Raw genomic sequence first — 20,837 nt, forward strand, 5'->3', positions numbered from 1 at the left:
ACAAAATCTTGCTACGGAATGGCTCTGGCTGTACAACAATGAGCGGCCAAACATGGCTATAGGAGGAGTACCCCCAAGACAACTGCTGCAAGCAGCCTAAATTCTACGAATAGCTGTATCGGCAAATGGGGGGATTACACTGACTTACCAGGCTAAGAAACCATCTTAAATATACGACGAATCCTATGGCCAAGCCTAATAAAGCGACGTACTAACGGCGCTCAGTGCCCACTCACGCCGCCGCTTTTACTGCCCCGTCAGCAACGCCACCGTATAAGCACTGATTGTTTATTAATTGTGCTATTAGGCATAGGATGACATGTGACGTTATCAAGTACTCAGACTGCTGACCACAAAGGCAGCTGTACTATCTCAACAATTACAGCATAGGAGGCACAATGAATAATTTAGCGGAAGCTCAACCCATCCAACAGGCATCACGTATTGCGCAGGTTTTCGAGACCCAGCGCACAGCGTCACGGCACGCGCCCTACCCAAGCGCACAGGAACGAATTCAACATATTGATAGACTCGCCGCGCTATTGGAAAAAAATCAAGATGCGATCGCCGACGCAATTTCGACTGATTTCGGCAATCGCCCCAGCCAAGAGTCCAAAGTCTTGGAGATTTTTGGTCTGATCAGTGGCTGCAACTACACTCGCAAGCGCCTGAAAAAATGGATGAAGCCCCAAAAACGCCACGTCGGGCTCGCGTTCTTCGGCGCAAAAAACACCGTCATCCCCCAGCCCAAGGGCGTCATCGGTATTGTTACGCCGTGGAATTACCCGCTGTTCCTCGCCCTAAGCCCAGCAATTAGCGCGCTGGCCGCAGGCAATCGCTGCATTATTAAAATGGCATCTAACTCGCAAACCTTGGCGAGACTGATGGACAAATTAATCAGCGAAGAATTTGACGAAAGTGTGCTCGCCGTTGTCGCCGGGGTATCGGCCCACGATTTTACCCACCTCCCTTGGGATCACCTGGTGTTCACCGGTTCCGCAGCCACCGCGAAAACCGTTATGGAAACCGCCGCGAAATACCTAACGCCTGTCACCCTCGAGCTAGGCGGTAAATCGCCCACCATCGTTGCCGACGACTTTGATATTAAAGTAGCGGCCGACCGCCTACTATTTGGTAAATTTTTGAATGCTGGACAGACCTGCGTAGCACCCGATTATGTGTTTATTCCCCGCAACAAGGTAAACGCCTTTATTGATGCCGCGAAAACCGTGGTTAAACAACGCTACCCAAATCTGAGCAGCGCTGACTACACATCGATTATTGACGAAAAGGCCTACCAGCGACTGAATAAAACATTGGAAGATGCCACCGGTAAGGGTGCCCGCGCCGTCAACCTCATAGACCAAACTACCAACAACGACGCATCGAGAAAGTTAGCGCCTCACCTAGTCTGCGATGTAAACGCCGACATGTTAATTATGCAGGACGAGATTTTTGGCCCGCTGTTGCCCATAAAACCCTACGACAATATCGAAGACGTTATTGCCTATATCAACGCCAACGAGCGGCCACTCGCACTTTATTTATACAGCAACAAAAAGGCAGTTCAGGAACAGGTTATTTACAATACCCTGTCCGGCGGTATGTGTATCAATGACAGTGTGGTGCACGTAGCACAGCACGATATGCCCTTTGGCGGCGTTGGCAATAGTGGCATGGGACATTACCACGGCCACGAGGGCTTTATTGAGTTTTCCAAAATGCGGCCAATCTTTAAGCAGGGGCCGATGAGTGCGCTGCTCATGATGGCCCCCCCCTACGGCGCCACCTTCGACAAAATGTATAAGCTGATGTTGAAATTCAAACTGTAATCACACTACCTTTTGGCGCCCAAGCCGTTGCAAGGGGCGCCAACATTACAAGGAATTGATATGACAATCACCTTAGACATCATTCCGATTATCTCTATTGCCGCCGGCGTGGCAATTTTGGTCAAGCCGCGCTTACTTAACTATATTGTTGCCAGCTATTTAATTGCTATCGGCTTAATCGACCTGTTAAACCTGCATATTTAAATAGTGGCAGTTGGGGCGGTTAAAAACGTAGCCAAAAAGGAGGTGCTGGACTATCCCGCCCAATTACAAAAATCCTTCACACATGAACATTACCAATATTTAAAGTTTTCGCTGAAATTGTCGACCGCCCAAACACAACTAAACCCGCGCCAAACAAGTACATGGTCAGCCCGTAAACCATTGACGGAATCGCCATTTCCTGCGAGCCAAGGATGGTTGTCGCGACCAGGATACCGATGGTGCTATTTTTTATGCCAAGCTCCACCGCAATGGCCAATTGATCTGGCTTTGCCACGCCAACGAGACGCGCAATGCCTAAGCCTGCGCCAATCCCCACAATGTTAAGCAATATGCAAGCAGGGCCAGCTTGAATCAGTAGCCCTAGAAGCTGATCACGCAAACCGTAAGAGATGATGACGATTAAACTCAGCAGCACCACAGCGCCAAAGGCATTAAACGTCTTCTCTGAACGGACCGCAAAAATTGGCGCCCTTGCTCGAATAAGCATACCTATACCCGTCGGCAATAAAACGATCACCACCAGCATAACAATAGTATCGACAACCGGCATGGTGACATAGGCAGACCGTCCAAGCTGCCAACTCAATGCCTGAGTCACTAATAGCGGCAAAGTCATGATCGTCGCGATACTTGCAATGGCAGTCACTACAATAGAGAGCGCCACGTTACCTCTGGCTAAATAGGTAATAACATTCGATGTTGCGCCACCGGGGCAGGCCGCCAGTATCACTAGGCCAACGGCAATAGTAGGAGATAAACCCAAGCCCCAAGCCACCAAAAAGCCAAGAGCAGGTAAAACTAGCAACTGCCCGATGCTACCCGCGATGGCTGCCCGAGGATGATGCGCCTCTTTTACAAAATCTTTAACGGTCAAGCCGAGCCCCATACCAATCATGATGATAAAAAGAGAAACGGGTAAACCAATATCGATAAACACACTCTGCGCCATCGTTTTTCTTCCTTATTGTTGTCATAAAAAAATCCAAGCCAACATTGTAGACTTAAAAATGCCGACTATCTGTTACAAAGATGGCAGTTTTGCCTAATTCATCGACTTAGCAGAGGTAGCACAGTGAATTTGTGTTAGCGCGCCCTGATGCGCCGTTTTCAAAAATAGCGTTCCGACGGACGCTAAGGCACTGCGCACGTTTTCGATAAGCTGGGTGTCGGCAAGGCCTTTGCCTGCCACATTGGTGTATACCGCACCAGGATGCAGGCAATAATTGCTAATGCCGTGTTATGCGACGTGTGCGTCTATGCTGCGCGTTAAATGCACCAGCGCCAATTTGGATTGCCCGTATGCATTTCAAGAACTACTGGGCCACTGCGGCATAAAAAAACTCAGTATTAAGGCCTTTGCTATGGAGTTGCGAAGCCACATTCACTACGCGGCCATCGCCAGAAATTGCCGCCGACGTTTTGAGAAGCGGCTGTAGACGGTATGTGAGATGTGCGGTGCCCAAATAATTAACCCGCCACTGAATTTCAATACCATCAGTGCTAAGCAGGGGCCCTGTCCACCTCGACATCAGATCGAGATGAATACCCACATAATTAATGAGTACATCTAACCGTAAGGACGTGGCTTCGTAGGCTCGCACGAAAGCTTCGTGCCGAACTGAACTGCGACAAAGCCACATCAAAAGCGTGAATATTTTGATGGGAGCGAGCAGCCAATGCTCACGCAGCGCTGCCGCATATGCCTCACTATTATTGCGTACGGTTACCGAGACCACTGCGTCCTGCGCGAGTAATTGCAAGGCCGTGGCAAACCCTAAGGAACCCGTGGTGCAACCAGTCACAATAAAATACCGATGCTGAAAATCCACGGGCTCAGCGCTGTAAGCGCCCTTAACCATATTCTGTCGCGTTCCTAAGATGCCAGCCATAACTGCATCCTTTGTCTACGCCAGCATTGCATCAAATCACCTACCGCTAGGCGTTTCTTATCACCACACGCCACGCAGATGGTAATAGTACCCAAGTACAACTTGTCAATGACGAAAACTGCCCTATATTGGTAGGAAGGCTATGGAGAACGCGTTCTACTAATGCGGTCTGCTTGCTCGGCGTAAATAATAATCATAATAGGGAAGGTGTCTATGTCCTATGTCGAAAAACTAAAATTGCCCGTTGGGGTCTGCCTGGTAGCACTCGCAGCGAGCGATATCTATGCGCAAAGTACAAATGCCACAGGAAAGACGCTAGAAATCGAAGAGGTGGTGGTATTAGGGTCTCGCAAACCCGGCCGAACCGCAGTAGACATGCCAGTTCCCGTCGACTCGCTGGGCGCAGATACCCTCCGCCAAACAGGCCAAACTGAAGTGGGCCGAATGCTCCAGTCGGTAGCGCCATCGTTTAATTTTTCCAGCTCATCGATTAGCGATGGTACCGATGCGCTTAGGCCCGCCACCTTGCGCGGCTTAGGCCCAGATCAAACCCTGGTACTCATCAACGGCAAGCGGCGGCACACCAGCGCCCTGATTCACGTTAACACTTCTGTGGGCCGAGGCACCTCGGGGGTAGACATGAATGCCGTGCCAGGCGCCGCGATTAAGCGAATTGAAGTGCTGCGCGATGGCGCCGCAGCGCAGTATGGCTCCGACGCCATTGCTGGCGTCATTAATATCGTGCTCAGCGACGAACCCGAAGCGGGCCGCATTGGGGTCTCCTACGGGGAGTATTCCGAGGGTGACGGTACCACGTATAACCTCGACCTCTCCAAAGGCCTGGCCCTAGGTGACCGCGGGTTTATCAATGCGACCTTAAATTACCGAGATCGCGGGTCGACTAATCGCGCTGGGCTCAGCGGTCAATGCCAGTATTTAGCTGGGTGTGACGCATCAAACGATGGCACGGGCAGCGCAGACCCAGACGGTATTGATGAAGCATCTGACCCACGAGAAGCCAGCTTCCCCCGTCGCAATTTTAGAATTGGCGATGCCGAGTCAAAACAATTAGCCGCGATACTCAACTCCGCCTACCAACTGGAGTCCGGTGAGCTCTATGGCTTTATTACGTACTCAGATCGCGAAAGCACCTCAGGGGGCTTTTATCGCCGCGCCAATCAAACCGACAACAATCCAACCTTAGCAGACGGAGAAGCCTTTGCGCCCAATGGCTTCCTTCCGTTAATTAACACCCAAATAGATGATTTCTCCGCCAATCTGGGCTACCGGCAAGAACTGAGCAATGATGTAACAATGGATGTGTCTTACACCATTGGCTGGAACGACTTTGCCTTTTATATCAGCAATTCCGTCAATGCCTCCTACATCAACGAATTGCGCTACGGGCAGAGCCTCAGCGATGCAGAGATTCGCGCCAGCGCGTCGCGAGCCGCGGATGCCGGTGAACTAAGCCTTGGCTTGCAAACCATCAACCTCGATTTCACTCAACAACTTGGCGCTTGGAGCCTAGCCTGGGGCGCAGAATTGCGCCGCGACGATTATGAAATTAAGGCCGGCGATAAATACTCATACTTTGACTACGACACAGATACCAGCGGCGCCTCGATGTATGCCGCCGATGCCGCTGCCGGTATTCAGGTATTTCCTGGCTTCCAACCTGGCAACGAATTGGATGAAAGCCGCGATGTATGGTCGCTATACGCCGATACAGAATATGAAATTTCTGACGCATGGCTGGCTAGTGGTGCGCTGCGCTACGACAATTACGACGATTTTGGCGGCACGGTTAACTTCAAGCTCGCCAGCAGTTTTCGCGCAACGGACAGAGTAAGTTTTAGGGGCGCGGCGAGTACCGGTTTTCGCGCACCCTCAATGCAACAGCAGTACTTCAACAATATAAGTACTCAGTTTGTCTCTGACGGCATGGGCGGGCTAACAGCACAAGAGCGCGGTACCTTCCGTAACGACAGCACGGTGGCCAAAGCCATTGGTATTCCAGAGCTGAAAGAGGAAGAGTCGGTTAACCTGAGCTTAGGGATGGTATTAGAGCCAGTCGACGCATTAACCATTACCATAGACGCCTACCAAATCGACATTAAAGACCGCATCGTCCTGAGCGGTGGCTTAAGTTCCTCCCTTGGCGATCCCAATCTGACCGCCGCATTAGCCGCAGCTGGCGCAAGTAGTGCCCAGTTTTTCCTCAATGGCGCTGACACCGAGACCAGCGGGGTCGATATTGTTAGCACCTACGCCATGGCCGCTGGCGCGGGTGATTTGGCCATCTCATTTGCGGCTAACTTTACAGAGACTGAAGTAACAAAAGTATTTGCCGGTGGCGGGCTAGCAACGCTCAACCCCTCAGACGTTTTTAGCAAACAGGATATTTCCATTATTGAAGAATGGCAGCCAAAGGACCGCATCAACCTCAGCGTTAATTACTCGCTTGAGCGCTTCACTGCCGTACTCGCCTTTAATCGCTACGGCGAGTACACCGTGTGCGAGGGCTCCTGCACCGGCGCCGCAAACCGTCAGACCTTTGGCGCCAAAGTGTTAACAGATCTCAATTTAAGCTACCGCGTAAAAGAAGATGTAACGCTTAATCTGGGTGGTAACAATATTCTTGACGAAACACCCGACAGAAATCGGATAGGTCAGAGCCGTGCCGGTACCATAGCCGACAGTAACGGCAATGTTTATGTCAGCTCGCCGGGCGTATTTCAGTACTCTCGTCGCTCCGCTCCATTTGGATTTAATGGCGCGTATTTCTTTGCCGGTGTGGTTTATGACTTTTAGTCACACTTGACCCCCTAAAGCACGCCCGCAACAAGGTGGGCGCAGCCGACACTACCAATAAACAGACGAACTGCTCTCAGTTCGTCTGTTTATTCACGTTTCACGCCACGGCGCGTGGCCACTATCACACCACTCGCCACCATTGAATCAACGCATTTCAAGTCGCTAATTCGTGGAACTGGTCGCTAAGCCCCCTTCTGCAGGCTAGAATAGAAACAAGCACCAGCCGATACGAGCACGCATTAAAGGCCTATGATTAGTCAAGCTAAAAACAAACTACTCGCCAAATACCGAACGCGGATCCGCGAGGGCGCGATCACCAACGCCAAGAAGCAATTGGCGATGAAAGGCATCACGCCCGACGAGTTAGGCGCCGACGAGCTGGAGATTCTGGTACACGATGAAGAATTTAAACTGCGCGGCAAACTGAAGCATTACAGTCTTGCCGCGCTGATTGCCGCCCTCACCCTAGGTCACTTTTAATGTTGATGCCCTTATTGCGCAGCGGCGTGCTGTATGTGATTTGGCGACGACACATTCGCCAGCGCGCACTCGGTCTCGTCGTTACCGTGTTCACTGTTTTTGCCGTTAACCTGGTTCACTCCGAAGCCTTCGCATTCTTTAAAGCAACAGAGCAGCTAGACCGGGCGCCGCTGGCCTTTTACTTCCGCTGGTTGGGTTGGTTGCTGACGGGAATCGGCTATTTATGGTTTGTAGAACGCAAAATTGCCAAGGCCAGCAAAGCAAGTTGCGCGCAAAAAAATGGCGCAGGTAAATCGCCACGCCAAGCAAATCACGCTGAGACAAAGAAGCCTGAAAAGCAACACGACGGTTTCGACGCCCTGCGCAATAACACGCCCTTGCGCTCACGAGCGGAGATTATGCTGGAACGAAAAAAACATGAAAAATCAGACCGCGCTTAAGAGCTTATTGGCAAGCTGGGACGAACGCGACTTATGTATCCTCGCCATCCTCTGCGAGCTCGACGAAGGTGCTAGCCCTCAGGCCATTACCGAACAAATTCGCTGGCTATACAACTCCCGCACCAGACACCGCATTAAACGCAATTTTAAGCGTGTTGTACGGCAAGATACCCGCAGGGATATGCCTTGCCCAAGCTACGAGGTTTTATTGGCAGGCGCGGCAAAAAAACTCGGCCTCTATAAGCACAGCACATCAACAGACGATTACGAACGCTTCATTCCTCAGGCCGTGATTGTGACCGCACTTGCGCGAATGAACCCTATCCAACGCAACCGCTTTTTTACAGACGAATTTAATGCCACACCAATGTGGGAAGCGGCGGGAATCAAAAGCCGCGAGATTGGCGGCCTGCGCACCACCGCCAGTGTACTGGCGCTCGCCAATGCCTCAGGCTATGCGGTGTATGCTGGCGCCACCACCGCACTTGGTTTTGCGACCCATGCAATTGGCATAACCTTACCGTATGCCGCCTACACAGGTTTGTCGGCAACCATTGCGCAGCTTATTGGACCGCCCGGCTGGCTGGCACTCGCCACCTATGGTTTTTTTAAAGTAACCGGTACCGATTGGAATAAATTAATGCCGGTGCTACTAACCATTATCGCCACTAAGCACCGATATGAGATTTTGAGTGACCACTAAGTGCCGGGAACAAAGAGGGGAATCAAGAGTAATCTCAGAATCGGACGTAATACGTGTAAGGCAAATTGAACCTTAACTTTCTTTGGGGCTGAGTACGACACGCGCCAATAGACCCGTTTTATGCCTTGGCCGCAGCAAATACCCGGCCTCGTCTGGCGAACCCGTTAACCATTGATCTATATGTTCTGCATCGATTAATAGCGGGGTTCGCGCGTGAACCCAATCAATATCCGTTGCCGCAGCTGTAGTCATGATCGTAAAGGTCTCCAGTGTTAATTCGGCTCGTTGCCACGTTTCCCAAAGTCCGCCAAACAATATCGCATCGCCGTCTTCTCGCGACAATCGGTGGCATTGCTTTTTACCGTCGAATACCGGCCATTCAAAATACGCCGAGGCGGGAATAATACATCGCTGAGATTGACGCCACGCATCGCGGAATGTCGGTTTCTCCGCAATCGTTTCAGCTCGCGCATTGAATGTCGCAAAGCTTAGTTTCGGGGCTTTAGCCCAGCGGGGGAGAAGCGACCACTTACGCAGCCGACAGCCACCAGAATCGATGGTCGCAGCCATATCGGTAGGCCGTATATTTTTTCTATCAACATCACCGCCATGCCATTGCGCCAGTATCTCTGTCCAGCGCTGCATTGCCATACCATGTTGTTCAAATGCGCCGCACATTCGGCTACCTATTAAGTATATTTAATTAATATGATAGTACGGCCAGTCTCCAATGTTCACAAATAACACCCGGAGATAACCTTCGACGCCACCGGCGCCGATATATAGGTAAACCACGATATAAAGACAGGATCATCAATGAGATCATAAAAAACAACTATATTGATGGCGCAATCCAATGAGCTGGAGCCTATGGCAGAAAAAATTGGGGTTTTCCTTCCCACGTATACTCGTCCAGACCTGTTGCGTGGGTGCGTGTTGCAGTGGGCGGCGCAGAGCCGGTGCCCTGATATCATTGTTATACATCAGAACGGCACACCACAAAGTTATGAGTGGTGTATAAGTGACCTAAAGGACCTACTGCCTTGCGAGTGGATATTTACCCCTGAATCGCCGCCGCAATCAGAATGGTATCGACGTCCCCTGCAGCGCCTCATTGAACTCGGTTGTAGCCATTTTTTCTGGGCAGATCACGACGACATCTATTTGCGCGATCATGTCACAACGCGACTCGATGAACTAGACCGCTACGATTTTGCCATTTCAGATCGCAATAGCATTCTATTCCAGTCGCCTAGTGACTATAAATTTCAAGCGCGAGTAAACTTCACCTCGCACCCAGCTGGTGGCATGAGCTCAAGCATGGCATTCAATCGTAAATTTGCGCTAGCACTGCAGCAGGATTTTCTAGACTACCCGACAATGCCGTATGCAGACCAAGTTGTAAGCAAAATCACTAAACCCAAATTTAGTAGCTTCGTCAGCAAGCAACAAACGACCATCTATGTTTCACATGCCGGTTCAATCACCTCGGAAATTTGGCTAGAATCCGCTTTAGGAAAAGAATAAGTATATGCATGCACACTCAATGGAAAACATGCAGAAATTCTACGATGATTATCTGCAACCACATCTTTGCGAGATAGCTGACTCGGTAACTGTTCTCGACATTGGCGCGATGAACGTCAACGGCAGTTACCGCGAAATATTCTCTGACCCAAAGTTTAATTATCTTGGACTCGATCTCGCCGCAGGCAATGGTGTCGATATCGTTAGCGACAGTCCTTACCACTACCCGCTGCCCGACAATTGTGCAGACATTGTCCTATCAGGCCAAATGTTGGAGCATTGTGAATTTTTCTGGCAAGCATTTACAGAGATGTTACGCGTCGCCAAACCCGGCGCATTTGTTGTTCTCATTGTCCCTTCCAAGGGCTATATTCACCGCTACCCCGTCGATTGCTACCGATTTTTACCAGACGCCATGCCCGCCCTAGCGCGCTACGGCAGCTGCAGGCTGCTATCGTCTTGGCGCGATGAAGAATCTGAATGGGGCGATATCGTAGCGGTATTTCTAAAGCCACCAAAGCGACGCGAGATATCATCACCCGACATCGACGCCACCGTTCAAGGGCACCACGGCAGGCACTATATTGAGTTCCTCCAAGCGAAGATCAGTAGCCGGGACGCCAAGACACACTTAGAAATTGGCACCCGAGATGGTGCATCTATCGCCCCGCTGAATTGTGCAACCCTAGCCATTGACCCGCAATTCAATCTTGGCCGAAACATTATTGGCAATAAAAAGCGTAGCTTTTTTTTCCAAATGACCAGTGACGATTTCTTCCGGGAATACGACCCTGAGTATCTCTTGAAAGCAAAAATAGACTCCGCATTTTTAGATGGAATGCATCACTTTGAATATATCCTGCGGGACTTTTTAAATACCGAACGCTATTGCACCCCTAAATCAGCCATATACCTCCACGACTGTTTGCCGGTCACCGTAAATATGGCAAGCCGCGACGTGAATGACGTAGCAATAACAGGAAAATTTGCCCATTGGTGGGCTGGCGATGTGTGGAAATTACTACCCACATTAAAGAAGTACCGCCCCGAACTCAGCATCGAATGTTACGACTGCCCGCCAACCGGCATCGTAGAAATAACCGGGCTCAACCCAGCCAATAGCGTATTGATTGAGAATTACGATACTATTATTGAGGAGTTCAGCAGCATTGAGCTAACGCCCGAGGCACTTCAACTATTTTTAGCCGAATGTAATATTCGCTCATCCGCTATTTAGCGAGAATGCATTACAGCCAAAATTCAATTTTGAACCAATGCACCAATTTTCTGAGCGCAAGATCAAAGTAGGTCTTACGCTCAGATTTAATTCTAGCAATGCCGTTCATGCCAGTTTTTAACACGTGTTCCGGATCATCTATCGATGCTTCAACGGTAATTGCTGGCGTGGTGAGACTGCCTATCGTTTCAATTTCAACCGTAGAGGAAATATGCCTTACCTCTCCGTAAAACTCTTTAGACGGATAACCATAGACCTTTAACCGCACCGGCTGGCCCACCTTAATCTCCGCGACGTCTCGCTCTTTCACAAGAACCTTAGCCTTAAACTCCCCCACATGCTCGATATCAAGAACAGCGCTTCCTCGCGCCGTGTACTTACCAATCAAGCGCTCTGGTTCCTTAGTGACAACAACGCCAGAAATCGGTGACAGCAGCGTCGTGTTTGCGATGTCTTGTAGCAAACGTTCGCGCAGCACTTCGAGACTCAAAATATTTGCACGTTTTGCTTCAATTTCTTCAATGGCGGTACCGGCTTCCAACAAGGCCAACTCGCTATTAACAACTGAAACACGCTTCATCGAGCTTTCCCAGGCGTGCTTAGCCTCCAACAAGCGAATTTTAGTAACACTGTCGGGCAGCAGGCCGAGCCTTTGGTAAGCGTCTTTGTGGTAGACAACGTCGGCGTGCAAAATTGCCAGTTCCGCGCGCTTGGTCGCGATGACTTCCGGTCTAGTGCCGTTTTCCAGCAGAATCAATTCCTTACGAGCACTAAGCAAGCTCGCTTCCGATGATTTAAGCTCCGATTGCAAGGCCTCATCATCTATTCTAAGCAAGGTATCGCCCTCACGCACAACACTGCCTTCTTGAACGTAAACCTCACGAATTAAACCGTGAATTGACGGCTCTATAGACTGCGCGGCCACCGGCTTTAACTGCGCTTGTCCGGCAATTTCAAGATCTGTTTCGAGGAAATAACTCGCGATAATGAGCGCCGCAAAAAGCAGTAAAAACAACTTACCCGTATGACGTTTGGGCGGCCCGGCTGGTGCATTAGGCGCACCGCCGGTTTGTATTGGCGCATTGCTATTGCCGTCGCCAGTGTTAATAAGTTGTTTCAAGTCCGCTTTGGCTCCAGCAGTATTACCATTATCAAGCTTCGGTACAATATTGGCAGTGGCGTGCGTTTCGCCAACAGCCTCATCGGGGCGCTTATCGCGTTCTTTCTGCTGTTCGCTGGCCAAATTCATACCTGCCCATACCCCTTTTATTGTCGACCCCAATAAGAGCCAAAAAATATACACTGCAGGCAGTAAAAATACCGGCCCAAACGCGTTAATTGCTGTAGATGACAATAGCAATATCACGCCGCCGAGAATAAATAGCGTGAACACCAACACCGCAAAGCCATACAACACAAATATCCTGCGCTCCCGTACGCTCGCTGCCGGCAAGCCCTCAAATCGCCCGGTAAAGAGCGCGCCAAGCCAAATAGAAAAGTACGCCATCGACTTACTTCGCAGGTTTGGAATTTCAAGGTAGTCGCTAATCAAATAATAGCCGTCAAATTTAAGCAGTGGGTTCAGACTAAAGACCATACCCGCGCCAGATGACACCATCACACCTAGCGCAAGCTGATGAATCATGGAGTCAACGGCAGTCAGCAGCCATAATGCGGTAGCAAAACTCCAGATGACGCTTTCAAATATTATTCCGGCTGATGTCACCCAAATTCGCTGCTTTTTCTTTTCAAATAGCCATGCATCACTCACATCTGTGTAAAAGCAAGGAAACGTGAGCAGTATTAACAACAGCCCCATTGACGGCACCTTGCCGCCAAAATGCTTGCACGTAAGCCCGTGACCAAATTCATGCAAGGCAGTGACAACCGCGGCCGCGACGTAAAGGCTAACAAAGCCCGACACCGTCCCCAGCGACTTAATTTCAAGGGTAAGTTGTTCTACAGAGCTATAAATAAGCCCCAGACTGACCACAAAGGCCAATGCAGTAAATAGCAGGAAGCCCGTAGTATAAAAAAAGCGGAGCCGTGGTTCTAAATACGATAGTAGGCGATCTGGATTAAATACATGCTTATCCAAATACAACACACTTTTGACTTTGTAGTGCTTCCGCGATTTAGTCGTATCTGGGTTAACTTGTGCAGGGACAACCAGACAGCAAGCTTTGTTTAACAGTTTTACGAAGGTCCACAAGGTTCTAGCGTCGACATCTAAACCGCACTCTTTGTCTACCGCCACCAACAACTGACTTAGTGATCGTGTGCCATCCATTAAACACAAAATACGGTATTCGTCTTCACCAAGCTGAAAAAACTTTTCCGTATCTGGCACCTTGATCGTATAGCGCAGCCCCGCCGCAGTAATGGTTTTGGCTATAATTAAATCCGAGCGTAACCGAGGCGTTGTAATTGCGGCACGAACTGGATCAATGTCGGGCGCAACGCCAACATCTGTTTGATACATTGCTGCAGTCATCGTTACGGCGCTGCCCTTTCGGCCCACTTAGCAGCCAAATACTGTTGATTAGCCGCCAAGCGAGACTGGGGGTCTTCATTAAGCTGCGCGAGGGTTTGGCCAACTTTATGCACAACACTAGAGCCGGGGCACAATGTCAGCGCGTAGCCGGACAACCGCGCGCGTTGGCAGTAGTCGTCATCTTCACAGTAGCCCCAACCAAAGTTCTCATCCAAGAGGCCAATGGATTGCCGAACGTGGTTAGGCATCAACACACAAAAGAACGCCAACATATTTCTAAAATTCGGCAGTGTTGGGGTTTGCGGAATATCAATAACCTTGGTGGCCCACTCATGAAGCAGCCAATCGGCACAATTGACGTCATCCTTAGCGATTGCATCCGGCACGCCCAGCCAAGAATGCAGCTGACTATTCTGCCAACCAATTGAGTTGATACATATCGGCCCAGCCAAACCCGGTTGGTCGTCTACTGCAAGGATTAAATCTTCGTCCCATTTTGGATTCACGGTTAAATCATTATTCAATATAACGCAGTAGTCATTCCGGACATGGGGAAAGCCAAGATTCACCGCTTTTGCAAAACCAAGCGGTTTGGCGTGGCGCTCAGCGACATGCTCAAAGGGTGATAGCGCATTGGCGACTTTCGAATACTGCTCAGCCGTGGAGCCATTGTCGACCCATATTATTTCAAAATCACTTGCGGTATTCGACGCGAGCGACGCTAAGCAGGCGCATGTTAATTCAGCGTTATTCCAAGTCGGTATAATAATTGACAGACTCATGAGCACTCTCCAAGGGCTTCGGCAAAGTACTCCTCAAGATTATGGTTTTCTAAAAAGGCCTTATTTATTTCGAAGAAATAATCAGCATCGTATACCTTTTTATCTTGTAAATAATGGCGAAGATTTTTAATAAAACCCTCGTGTTCCCTGAAAATTTTGACCGCATTTTGATAGCCGGATGCATCTGAGAACTGGGTAAAGTAAGTATCTAAATCTTGCTCAGGCATGAGCGTAGCCACCAACATAATCCGGTTAAAAAGGTAACAGCTGCTATTATTTTGCCATGGTCGCTCCTGAATCGACCGGTATATATGCCCAATAGTGACATCGCGGATGAGCCGACAACTACCGCCCATCATCCAGGCTTTCATGCCCGCAAATGCTTCTTCACCACCGTATTGCTGAAGACCGATATAGCCGCCAATCTCCTTAAAAAAACCGGCATCAAAAGCATAGGTCGCGCCGAGCGGTAATGGTATTTTAGGGTAGGGATCATGTGATAGCGGCACCGTGTTCCATTCCGCTAGAAATAATCTTTCGGTACTTTCAAAGCCAAGAAAAGCGCCGTGTCCGTCTGCTCCCCCGGCACGTGAGGCATCTGGTTTTAAGGGACGACTAACAGTGCAATAAAGCGCGCGAGGGTCTGACTGAATAGCCGCAATAACACGCTCATGCCAGTCAGATTGGTAAAATCGCATATGGGCGTCAAGACAAATGACATAGGGTGTTAGCGCTTTATCCACGCCAAAATTTCGATTTACGGCCGGACCACGAGAGTGCTCAAAAAAGTCATAGCGGCAACTATAACACTCAGCAACTGCGCGATAATCATAGCCATCGTTCGACCCATCATTAATAAGATGGATACTAACTGCACTGCCAGACGTTTCGCGAATACTTGCAACAGTATCCACAAGCATGTCGCCCTCATTCCGAAACGTAATGACTGCAGTTAACATAGCAACTTCCTTTGACCACACCTTCCCCCTTGGCGAGGCCAAGCTAGGTTAATTACGACGCCATACAGACTTCAGCCATATCCTGGTGGCGGTGGCGGCGAGTACGTAGGAGGAGATCCGTAATCAGGTGGTGGCGGTGCGTACGTTGGGGGAGAGCCATACCCTGGTGGTGATGTCGGCGGCGACGTAGGTGCATCGGTCGGCTGATCAGTAGGTATATCGTCATCGTCACCCGGATCATGGTCAGTAAATTTAAAAAACGCGGCATTATCGTCGGCGTTCTCGAAATTTTTACCATTGCCCTTCCCGGGAAACATACCTCCTGCCCACACAGGGCCAGGCGCCAAACGTTTTTCCAAATCTTCTAATGACAGACGTTCGACTTTCTTATTTGGTTCGGTGTCGTCAGACATATTTATTCTCCAGCTATAAAAGGGGATTCGGATCCTTCCAAATCCATCTACAAATATCCACTACAATTAGCGATTTGCCAGCAGTACCACTGCATACCTACGCCAATATCAATTTATCTTTTGCGAGAAACAATTTAATTTTACTATTCCCTATACACTCTTTTTTTAGCATTATGGTTAAAGTATCGTGCAAAGGCTCCAAAACATCTGAGGGGTAGCTCAGTACGTCGTCTAACTTTTGCACCGTGCCGCAAGCAATCTTTGATCGATACCGCGCCAACTGACTTCCCTCATATTTTTCATCGAGCAATCGCCTATAGTCGTCAAACCGACGCCAGAAATCGCCTTGCATTATATGATTTGCGTCCATCATTAAAATGGTGTCGAACCGACAAAAACCTTTCATCAAGATAAAACCGTTATGATCAGATTCAAACGGAAAAAGCCTGACATTTGTATAAGGGATTTCCGTCATAAGCCCATCAACACCTTTAGCATCTGGCTTATGAAATACGACGAGGTCTTGCACCTTAGTAGATAGTTCGTCAATCGCTCGAAAGAGACGCCAGTCAATCTTATCCAGTCGCAGCAATGCTGTTGCGGGTAATTTAGCCCCTGCGCTTGCTCTGTCAGCTGGGCAAGTAGATTGCTGGTATTCAAGGGATTGCGCAGGTAAACCACTGTCACTAAATGCTTGCGGTGATAGTTTTGTAAGGTGAGCACCGTGCTTTCGCTCTCCGTCCGGATATAAACCACGGTAATAAAGTTTTTGCCATTTTTGCGCAACCATGGCGGGACATTTATCTTTCAAACCCTGATTAAACTCAGCCCTAGACCTTGCCCACTGGTCAAAATCTGCCTTGGTCTCTGGGTCCTCAATCGGCATATCACCAAAACGAACATGAAATTGATTCACATAGGCTGCCGGTAGCGGAAACACTTGAGCGAAAGGCTCACCCTTTCGAAACCGCGCCCGGCCCGGGCGGGTAAATTTATAGTTCATCGTTGCGTTATAAGGCGACCAGTCGGTTTCCAAAATGCCCGATAGCGCCTGCACGCCATCACGAATATAATTAATCGGGCCACAAATTTGCATATGAATTGCTGGCGGGGTACGAAAAAGATACCCAGTAAACAAGGTTAAAACGCCTTCGCCGAAATGACTTGCGGCAACACAGGGGCCGTCGCCATGGGGATATATCGAAATTTCAACCAGACCCCGCCCACCGGAGTAGACCGCGTCAAAGCCCCCTGGCAATAACAGCTGCCACCCATTGTTATTTGCGATATTAAGTGGCAAACAGCGTGCCGCATACGAATCTTGGGTATCGCGCTGCCACTCCCTAATACGCGGCGACGGCTGAAGGCTAGGGAGATCGTTCTTAGCTGCCAATGGGTATGCGATTAATTCTAATTCTCTCTGCGGATCCGGCATAGACAGTCTCTAGGAATTTTCTCATTAAACTTTATACAAGCGACGTCAGGAAAATAAAATAAACGTCATATGGCCGATCAATACATCGGCGATCACGACCTGTCAAAACATTATAGCCGTCATAAATCTCCTCGCTTAGCGAGCCGACCAATAACAACGCATGCCAATGATTTAACGACTCCACATTGACTTAAGCGCCCCGCATTAGATACAAAGCTAAGCAAGTGCGGTGACACCTTATGGCGTGACAGATGGCACCCGACTACATGACGCCAACAATTAGGATCGTCTTTAACAGTGGCGGCATACCCCACCACACTGATGCCCAGGCGCGACGGCTTGAAAGGCAGCTCACCGCTACGATGGTATTAGTATCAAGCTACGGAGGTAGAGAGTATCGTGCTATATACTTATCGCTCTCGCGGCTGTTCTAATATCGTCAAATCAAGTACTTAGGCGAAGAGCAAGCAAAGCAGCTCGATTCAACGATTCAATATTTCACTTTTAACGCTATTAGCGATCTTCGCAACCTCACCAATATCGTCGGGGCTAACACCAAGCGTTTCTAAAGTGAACGCTAAGTTTTCGACGACGGCTTTAAAATGTTCGTCATTCAACCCCAAATGAAGATGTGCCTTCCGCATGTCTAAACCTGAGTATTCGCTAGGGCGAACATATCTAAATTATCGAAATAGCCCGCTATTCGGTCATCCGCAACAACCTTTTCATAAAACACATCTACCGCTTTATCTACTGCGGGATCATCGCCCACACGCTCGTCAATAGATGAGAAAATCATTGCCAAGGTCGGCGCCACTATCCATCCGACCTAATGAAATACGACAAAGCCGATGAATTAATGCTCAGCGAATCCCAAGCGAATTTCAATATTGTTATTGGTGGGCTTTACACCAACGGCGCAGCCGGGCAAGCGTGGTCGGTACGGAGGGTCATCGACATTTCCAACCACAGCAACCCTGCCAAAAAAATGATTATGTACAAAACCGTCGACGGTGCCGGCAAGGGAAAAAATAGCAGTGGTCTATCATATGAATTTAAAGATTGGGCCAAGGAAGTGATGAAACCCGTCAAAAAAGGTCCTGCGGCTCAAGATAAACATCTCAGCGGCCCACCGCGTTAGCGGTCGACCCTCGACGGCCGCAGGTTTGATCTGCGCTTTATCTGGCAAGCTGCTTCTTAGTAAATTGAATACCTTGCTGTTCAGCGCCGCCAGCCAAGGCATACGTAGCGAAATGACCAAGAAATTTGACGGTACGGCTTTCTACAGCTACCTCTTTCTCGGCAAGCGCAGCCGCCATCAAGTTCATTTGTTCTATCTCAACCAACTTATCCCACTCGCCATGGTATAAAAATACCGGTGGCGAATTGCTAACAACATGGTTCACTGGCGATGCATTTTGCCACACTGTTTTAGCCTCGCTCATGGGTTTGCCAATGAGCTTAAATACCAACGGCGAATTTGGCCACTTGGTCAGATCAGCTGGGGTTCCACCAGCAACGATACTACTCAAATGGGGCGGTTGCTGCCTGTCGAGCCCCGCCATCAAAATGAGATGTGCACCCGCCGAATAGCCCCAGCCAGAAATTTGCTGTGGGTTTATTTGGTATTTCCCAGCATTGGCATAGAGCCATTCCAGCGCCGCAGAAACATCATTAACTTGGGCGGGATGACGATCATCTGGCGCTAAGCGATAGGTGATGTTAAAGACCACAAAACCCGCGCTTGCCAGCTTCATACTCACCCCTTCCATATCGCCGCTACGGTTAGTCCAGCCGCCGCCGTGCACCACAACGACGGCCGGCTTTAAGCCCGCCGAGCGAGGAATATAGAGGTCGCCGCCTAGCGGCTGCGCGTCAATCGTTTTGTATATTACATTCTGCTGGTAGGTGTACTCACTGCTGCCCTTTAATTTGCTACCCGCACAGGCGACAACAAAGAGAGTCGCTATGCTGAAAATGAACAATTTCATAAATACCACTCGCCGTTAATGTTTGTCCCGCCCCGATACGCCCCAATTGGCTGGCGTAAATTCTCTCCCGCATTGTACGCGTTAAGCGTCATAGTGGATGTCTTCTACTGCTGCGCCAATGAAAAATTGCGATGCAGCCTTGCCGACCACGACGTTATCAATATCGGCCACCACCAGATTCGATTTTTAGCCTCCCCCCCATGTACCTCATGACTGGGATGCAGGCTTACTTTTTGATGAGACGGAAAAAACACTATTCTGCTCGGGTCTTTTTTCCACGGCGGTGACCCAGAACCACTGACGTACGGCGATACTAGCGCGCGTGTAGAAGCGGCAATACGCGAAGGCCTATTCGGCCCATTGGCTCACGACATGCCGTTTACACCATACACAATCAGCACACTACAGCGCTTAGCGAATCTGGAGCCGCGCATCCTCGTGACCATGCATGGTTCAAGCTTTTAGGGTGACAGCAAGCAAGCCATCCTCGCGCTGGCCTCCGTCGTCGCCAATTTACTGTCGTTGCCATGCCAAATGGCATACAGCCCGCGCACTTCACTAGGGGTAAGTACTTAGCCTGCAATGCCCTAAAACGAGCAGATTACTGAGCAAACTTCCGCTAATGAGCTAGGCTTAATACACCGAATAGCCGGAGACAGGTGTACTCCTATGCTGAAACAATGGCTTAGCTTACTACTGCTGACATTCATTACCTCTGCGCTCCTAGCGGCCCCCCCCGTTCAAAGCCCGGCCAACTATGCACCCGGTGACCCTCAAGTCTGCCTAGGCTGTCATGGCGCAACGGGAATGAAACCTGCAGCAGGTATCTTAAACACTCCCCACGGCAAAAAGGGCCACCCAGACAGCCCGATGAACAAGCACGGCTGCCAAAGCTGTCATGGCCCTAGCGCTCAACATCTCAGCCAGTACGTGAATGGCAAACCCGCCAAACCTACCGTCACCTTTAACGGCGATACCACACCGGTCGACGCTCAAAATCAAAGCTGCCTCGGCTGCCATGAAAATAACGCCCGCAGCCACTGGGACGGAAGCCAGCACCAGTTCGCCGGTGTTTCCTGTACCAACTGCCATCAGGTCCACAAATCACCCGATCCGGTACTTTTTAAAGAAACCCAAAAGGAGGTGTGCTTTAACTGCCACCAAGACAAGCGCGCCCAAATGCATAAAACCAGTGCCCACCCCCTCGTCGACAATTTGATGACCTGTACCAGTTGCCACAACCCTCACGGCAGCGCCACTGAGTCCCTGTTAGTGAAAGGCTCGGTCAATGAAACCTGTTTTCAATGTCACGCCGAAAAACGCGGGCCCTTTCTATGGGAACACCCGCCAGTGCAAGAAAACTGCAGCAATTGCCACCAACCCCATGGCAGTGTGCATACCCCCATGTTGACGTCGCGCGGCCCCTGGCTTTGCCAGCAATGCCATATGGCGGGCTTCCACCCTAGCACCGCCTATAGCGGTAGCGGTGTCCCGCCCAACGGCGCCGCCCAACAAATGCTGTCTAAAGACTGCCTCAATTGCCACGTTCAAGTTCACGGTTCAAACCACCCCTCAGGAGTTCGTTTAACGCGCTAAGTCTTATACGAGGTCGA

The 20,837-nt window shown here is 49.8% G+C and carries 21 protein-coding genes; 10 read left to right on the plus strand and 11 right to left on the minus strand.

Annotation, left to right across the window (positions count from 1 at the left end; all coding sequences use genetic code 11):
* Positions 1 to 398 precede the first annotated feature (398 nt).
* Entirely contained in the window at positions 399 to 1,832 is a 1,434-nt protein-coding gene (locus ABYP33_RS08170) for a coniferyl aldehyde dehydrogenase (RefSeq protein ID WP_373090265.1), read from the plus strand.
* A 60-nt stretch (positions 1,833 to 1,892) separates the two neighbouring features.
* Complete coding sequence (locus ABYP33_RS08175; RefSeq protein WP_373090267.1) at positions 1,893 to 2,036, plus strand: DUF3096 domain-containing protein; 144 nt, start codon at positions 1,893 to 1,895, stop codon at positions 2,034 to 2,036.
* Between the two features lie 76 nt (positions 2,037 to 2,112).
* On the opposite strand, the gene ABYP33_RS08180 is transcribed toward ABYP33_RS08175, so the two are convergent.
* Together ABYP33_RS08180 and ABYP33_RS08185 are read right to left on the minus strand one after the other, a co-directional pair.
* Complete coding sequence (locus tag ABYP33_RS08180; RefSeq protein WP_373090269.1) at positions 2,113 to 3,006, minus strand: bile acid:sodium symporter family protein; 894 nt, start codon at positions 3,004 to 3,006, stop codon at positions 2,113 to 2,115.
* 364 nt (positions 3,007 to 3,370) lie between these two features.
* The gene (locus ABYP33_RS08185; protein WP_373090271.1) at positions 3,371 to 3,946 is read right to left on the minus strand and encodes an SDR family NAD(P)-dependent oxidoreductase; all 576 of its coding nucleotides are present in this window, start codon (positions 3,944 to 3,946) and stop codon (positions 3,371 to 3,373) included.
* Positions 3,947 to 4,159: 213 nt separating this feature from the next.
* Here ABYP33_RS08185 and ABYP33_RS08190 point away from each other — a divergent pair, with 213 nt between their 5' ends.
* From ABYP33_RS08190 to ABYP33_RS08205, 4 genes are all read left to right on the plus strand, one after another.
* Positions 4,160 to 6,760 carry a TonB-dependent receptor plug domain-containing protein gene (locus ABYP33_RS08190; protein ID WP_373090273.1) on the plus strand — a complete coding sequence of 867 codons (2,601 nt, stop codon included), beginning with the start codon at positions 4,160 to 4,162 and terminating at the stop codon, positions 6,758 to 6,760.
* 252 nt (positions 6,761 to 7,012) lie between these two features.
* Positions 7,013 to 7,243, plus strand: a complete 231-nt coding sequence (locus ABYP33_RS08195) for a hypothetical protein (RefSeq protein WP_373090275.1) — start codon at positions 7,013 to 7,015, stop codon at positions 7,241 to 7,243.
* Positions 7,243 to 7,683 carry a hypothetical protein gene (locus tag ABYP33_RS08200; RefSeq protein ID WP_373090276.1) on the plus strand — a complete coding sequence of 147 codons (441 nt, stop codon included), beginning with the start codon at positions 7,243 to 7,245 and terminating at the stop codon, positions 7,681 to 7,683. Before ABYP33_RS08195 ends, ABYP33_RS08200 begins: the two co-directional genes overlap by 1 nt.
* Positions 7,661 to 8,386, plus strand: a complete 726-nt coding sequence (locus tag ABYP33_RS08205) for a hypothetical protein (RefSeq protein ID WP_373090278.1) — start codon at positions 7,661 to 7,663, stop codon at positions 8,384 to 8,386. Before ABYP33_RS08200 ends, ABYP33_RS08205 begins: the two co-directional genes overlap by 23 nt.
* 72 nt (positions 8,387 to 8,458) lie before the next feature.
* On the opposite strand, the gene ABYP33_RS08210 is transcribed toward ABYP33_RS08205, so the two are convergent.
* Complete coding sequence (locus ABYP33_RS08210; RefSeq protein WP_373090279.1) at positions 8,459 to 9,064, minus strand: SOS response-associated peptidase; 606 nt, start codon at positions 9,062 to 9,064, stop codon at positions 8,459 to 8,461.
* Positions 9,065 to 9,256: 192 nt separating this feature from the next.
* Here ABYP33_RS08210 and ABYP33_RS08215 point away from each other — a divergent pair, with 192 nt between their 5' ends.
* A complete protein-coding gene (locus ABYP33_RS08215; RefSeq protein WP_373090281.1) occupies positions 9,257 to 9,913 on the plus strand; it encodes a hypothetical protein in 657 nt (218 codons plus the stop codon).
* A 4-nt stretch (positions 9,914 to 9,917) separates the two neighbouring features.
* The gene (locus ABYP33_RS08220; protein ID WP_373090283.1) at positions 9,918 to 11,150 is read left to right on the plus strand and encodes a methyltransferase domain-containing protein; all 1,233 of its coding nucleotides are present in this window, start codon (positions 9,918 to 9,920) and stop codon (positions 11,148 to 11,150) included.
* Positions 11,151 to 11,160: 10 nt separating this feature from the next.
* Here the strand turns inward: ABYP33_RS08220 and ABYP33_RS08225 are convergent, their stop codons facing one another.
* The 7 genes from ABYP33_RS08225 to ABYP33_RS08255 form a co-directional block, all read right to left on the minus strand.
* Positions 11,161 to 13,644, minus strand: a complete 2,484-nt coding sequence (locus tag ABYP33_RS08225; RefSeq protein WP_373090285.1) for an efflux RND transporter periplasmic adaptor subunit — start codon at positions 13,642 to 13,644, stop codon at positions 11,161 to 11,163.
* Positions 13,645 to 13,646: 2 nt separating this feature from the next.
* Positions 13,647 to 14,426, minus strand: coding sequence for a glycosyltransferase family 2 protein (locus ABYP33_RS08230; RefSeq protein ID WP_373090287.1), 780 nt, complete (start codon positions 14,424 to 14,426; stop codon positions 13,647 to 13,649).
* Entirely contained in the window at positions 14,423 to 15,385 is a 963-nt protein-coding gene (locus tag ABYP33_RS08235; RefSeq protein WP_373090289.1) for a glycosyltransferase family 2 protein, read from the minus strand. The genes ABYP33_RS08230 and ABYP33_RS08235 overlap by 4 nt, the downstream gene beginning before the upstream one ends.
* Before the next feature lie 71 nt (positions 15,386 to 15,456).
* Positions 15,457 to 15,798, minus strand: a complete 342-nt coding sequence (locus ABYP33_RS08240) for a hypothetical protein (protein WP_373090291.1) — start codon at positions 15,796 to 15,798, stop codon at positions 15,457 to 15,459.
* Between the two features lie 97 nt (positions 15,799 to 15,895).
* Positions 15,896 to 17,233, minus strand: coding sequence for a DUF6065 family protein (locus tag ABYP33_RS08245; RefSeq protein WP_373090292.1), 1,338 nt, complete (start codon positions 17,231 to 17,233; stop codon positions 15,896 to 15,898).
* A 482-nt stretch (positions 17,234 to 17,715) separates the two neighbouring features.
* On the minus strand, positions 17,716 to 17,877 hold the full coding sequence (locus ABYP33_RS08250; RefSeq protein ID WP_373090293.1) for a hypothetical protein: 162 nt from the start codon (positions 17,875 to 17,877) through the stop codon (positions 17,716 to 17,718).
* 2 nt (positions 17,878 to 17,879) lie between these two features.
* Positions 17,880 to 18,050 carry a hypothetical protein gene (locus ABYP33_RS08255; protein ID WP_373090294.1) on the minus strand — a complete coding sequence of 57 codons (171 nt, stop codon included), beginning with the start codon at positions 18,048 to 18,050 and terminating at the stop codon, positions 17,880 to 17,882.
* A 15-nt stretch (positions 18,051 to 18,065) separates the two neighbouring features.
* Here ABYP33_RS08255 and ABYP33_RS08260 point away from each other — a divergent pair, with 15 nt between their 5' ends.
* Positions 18,066 to 18,374 carry a hypothetical protein gene (locus ABYP33_RS08260; protein ID WP_373090295.1) on the plus strand — a complete coding sequence of 103 codons (309 nt, stop codon included), beginning with the start codon at positions 18,066 to 18,068 and terminating at the stop codon, positions 18,372 to 18,374.
* A 37-nt stretch (positions 18,375 to 18,411) separates the two neighbouring features.
* On the opposite strand, the gene ABYP33_RS08265 is transcribed toward ABYP33_RS08260, so the two are convergent.
* Positions 18,412 to 19,224, minus strand: coding sequence for an alpha/beta hydrolase fold domain-containing protein (locus tag ABYP33_RS08265; protein WP_373090296.1), 813 nt, complete (start codon positions 19,222 to 19,224; stop codon positions 18,412 to 18,414).
* A 669-nt stretch (positions 19,225 to 19,893) separates the two neighbouring features.
* Between ABYP33_RS08265 and ABYP33_RS08270 the strand changes: the two genes are divergently transcribed.
* Positions 19,894 to 20,820 (plus strand): DmsE family decaheme c-type cytochrome, encoded by a 927-nt coding sequence (locus ABYP33_RS08270; protein ID WP_373090297.1) that lies wholly within the window; start codon positions 19,894 to 19,896, stop codon positions 20,818 to 20,820.
* Positions 20,821 to 20,837 lie beyond the last annotated feature (17 nt).

Origin of the sequence: Zhongshania sp. (assembly GCF_041584495.1) — a bacterium.
Taxonomy (GTDB): Bacteria; Pseudomonadota; Gammaproteobacteria; order Pseudomonadales; family Spongiibacteraceae; genus Spongiibacter.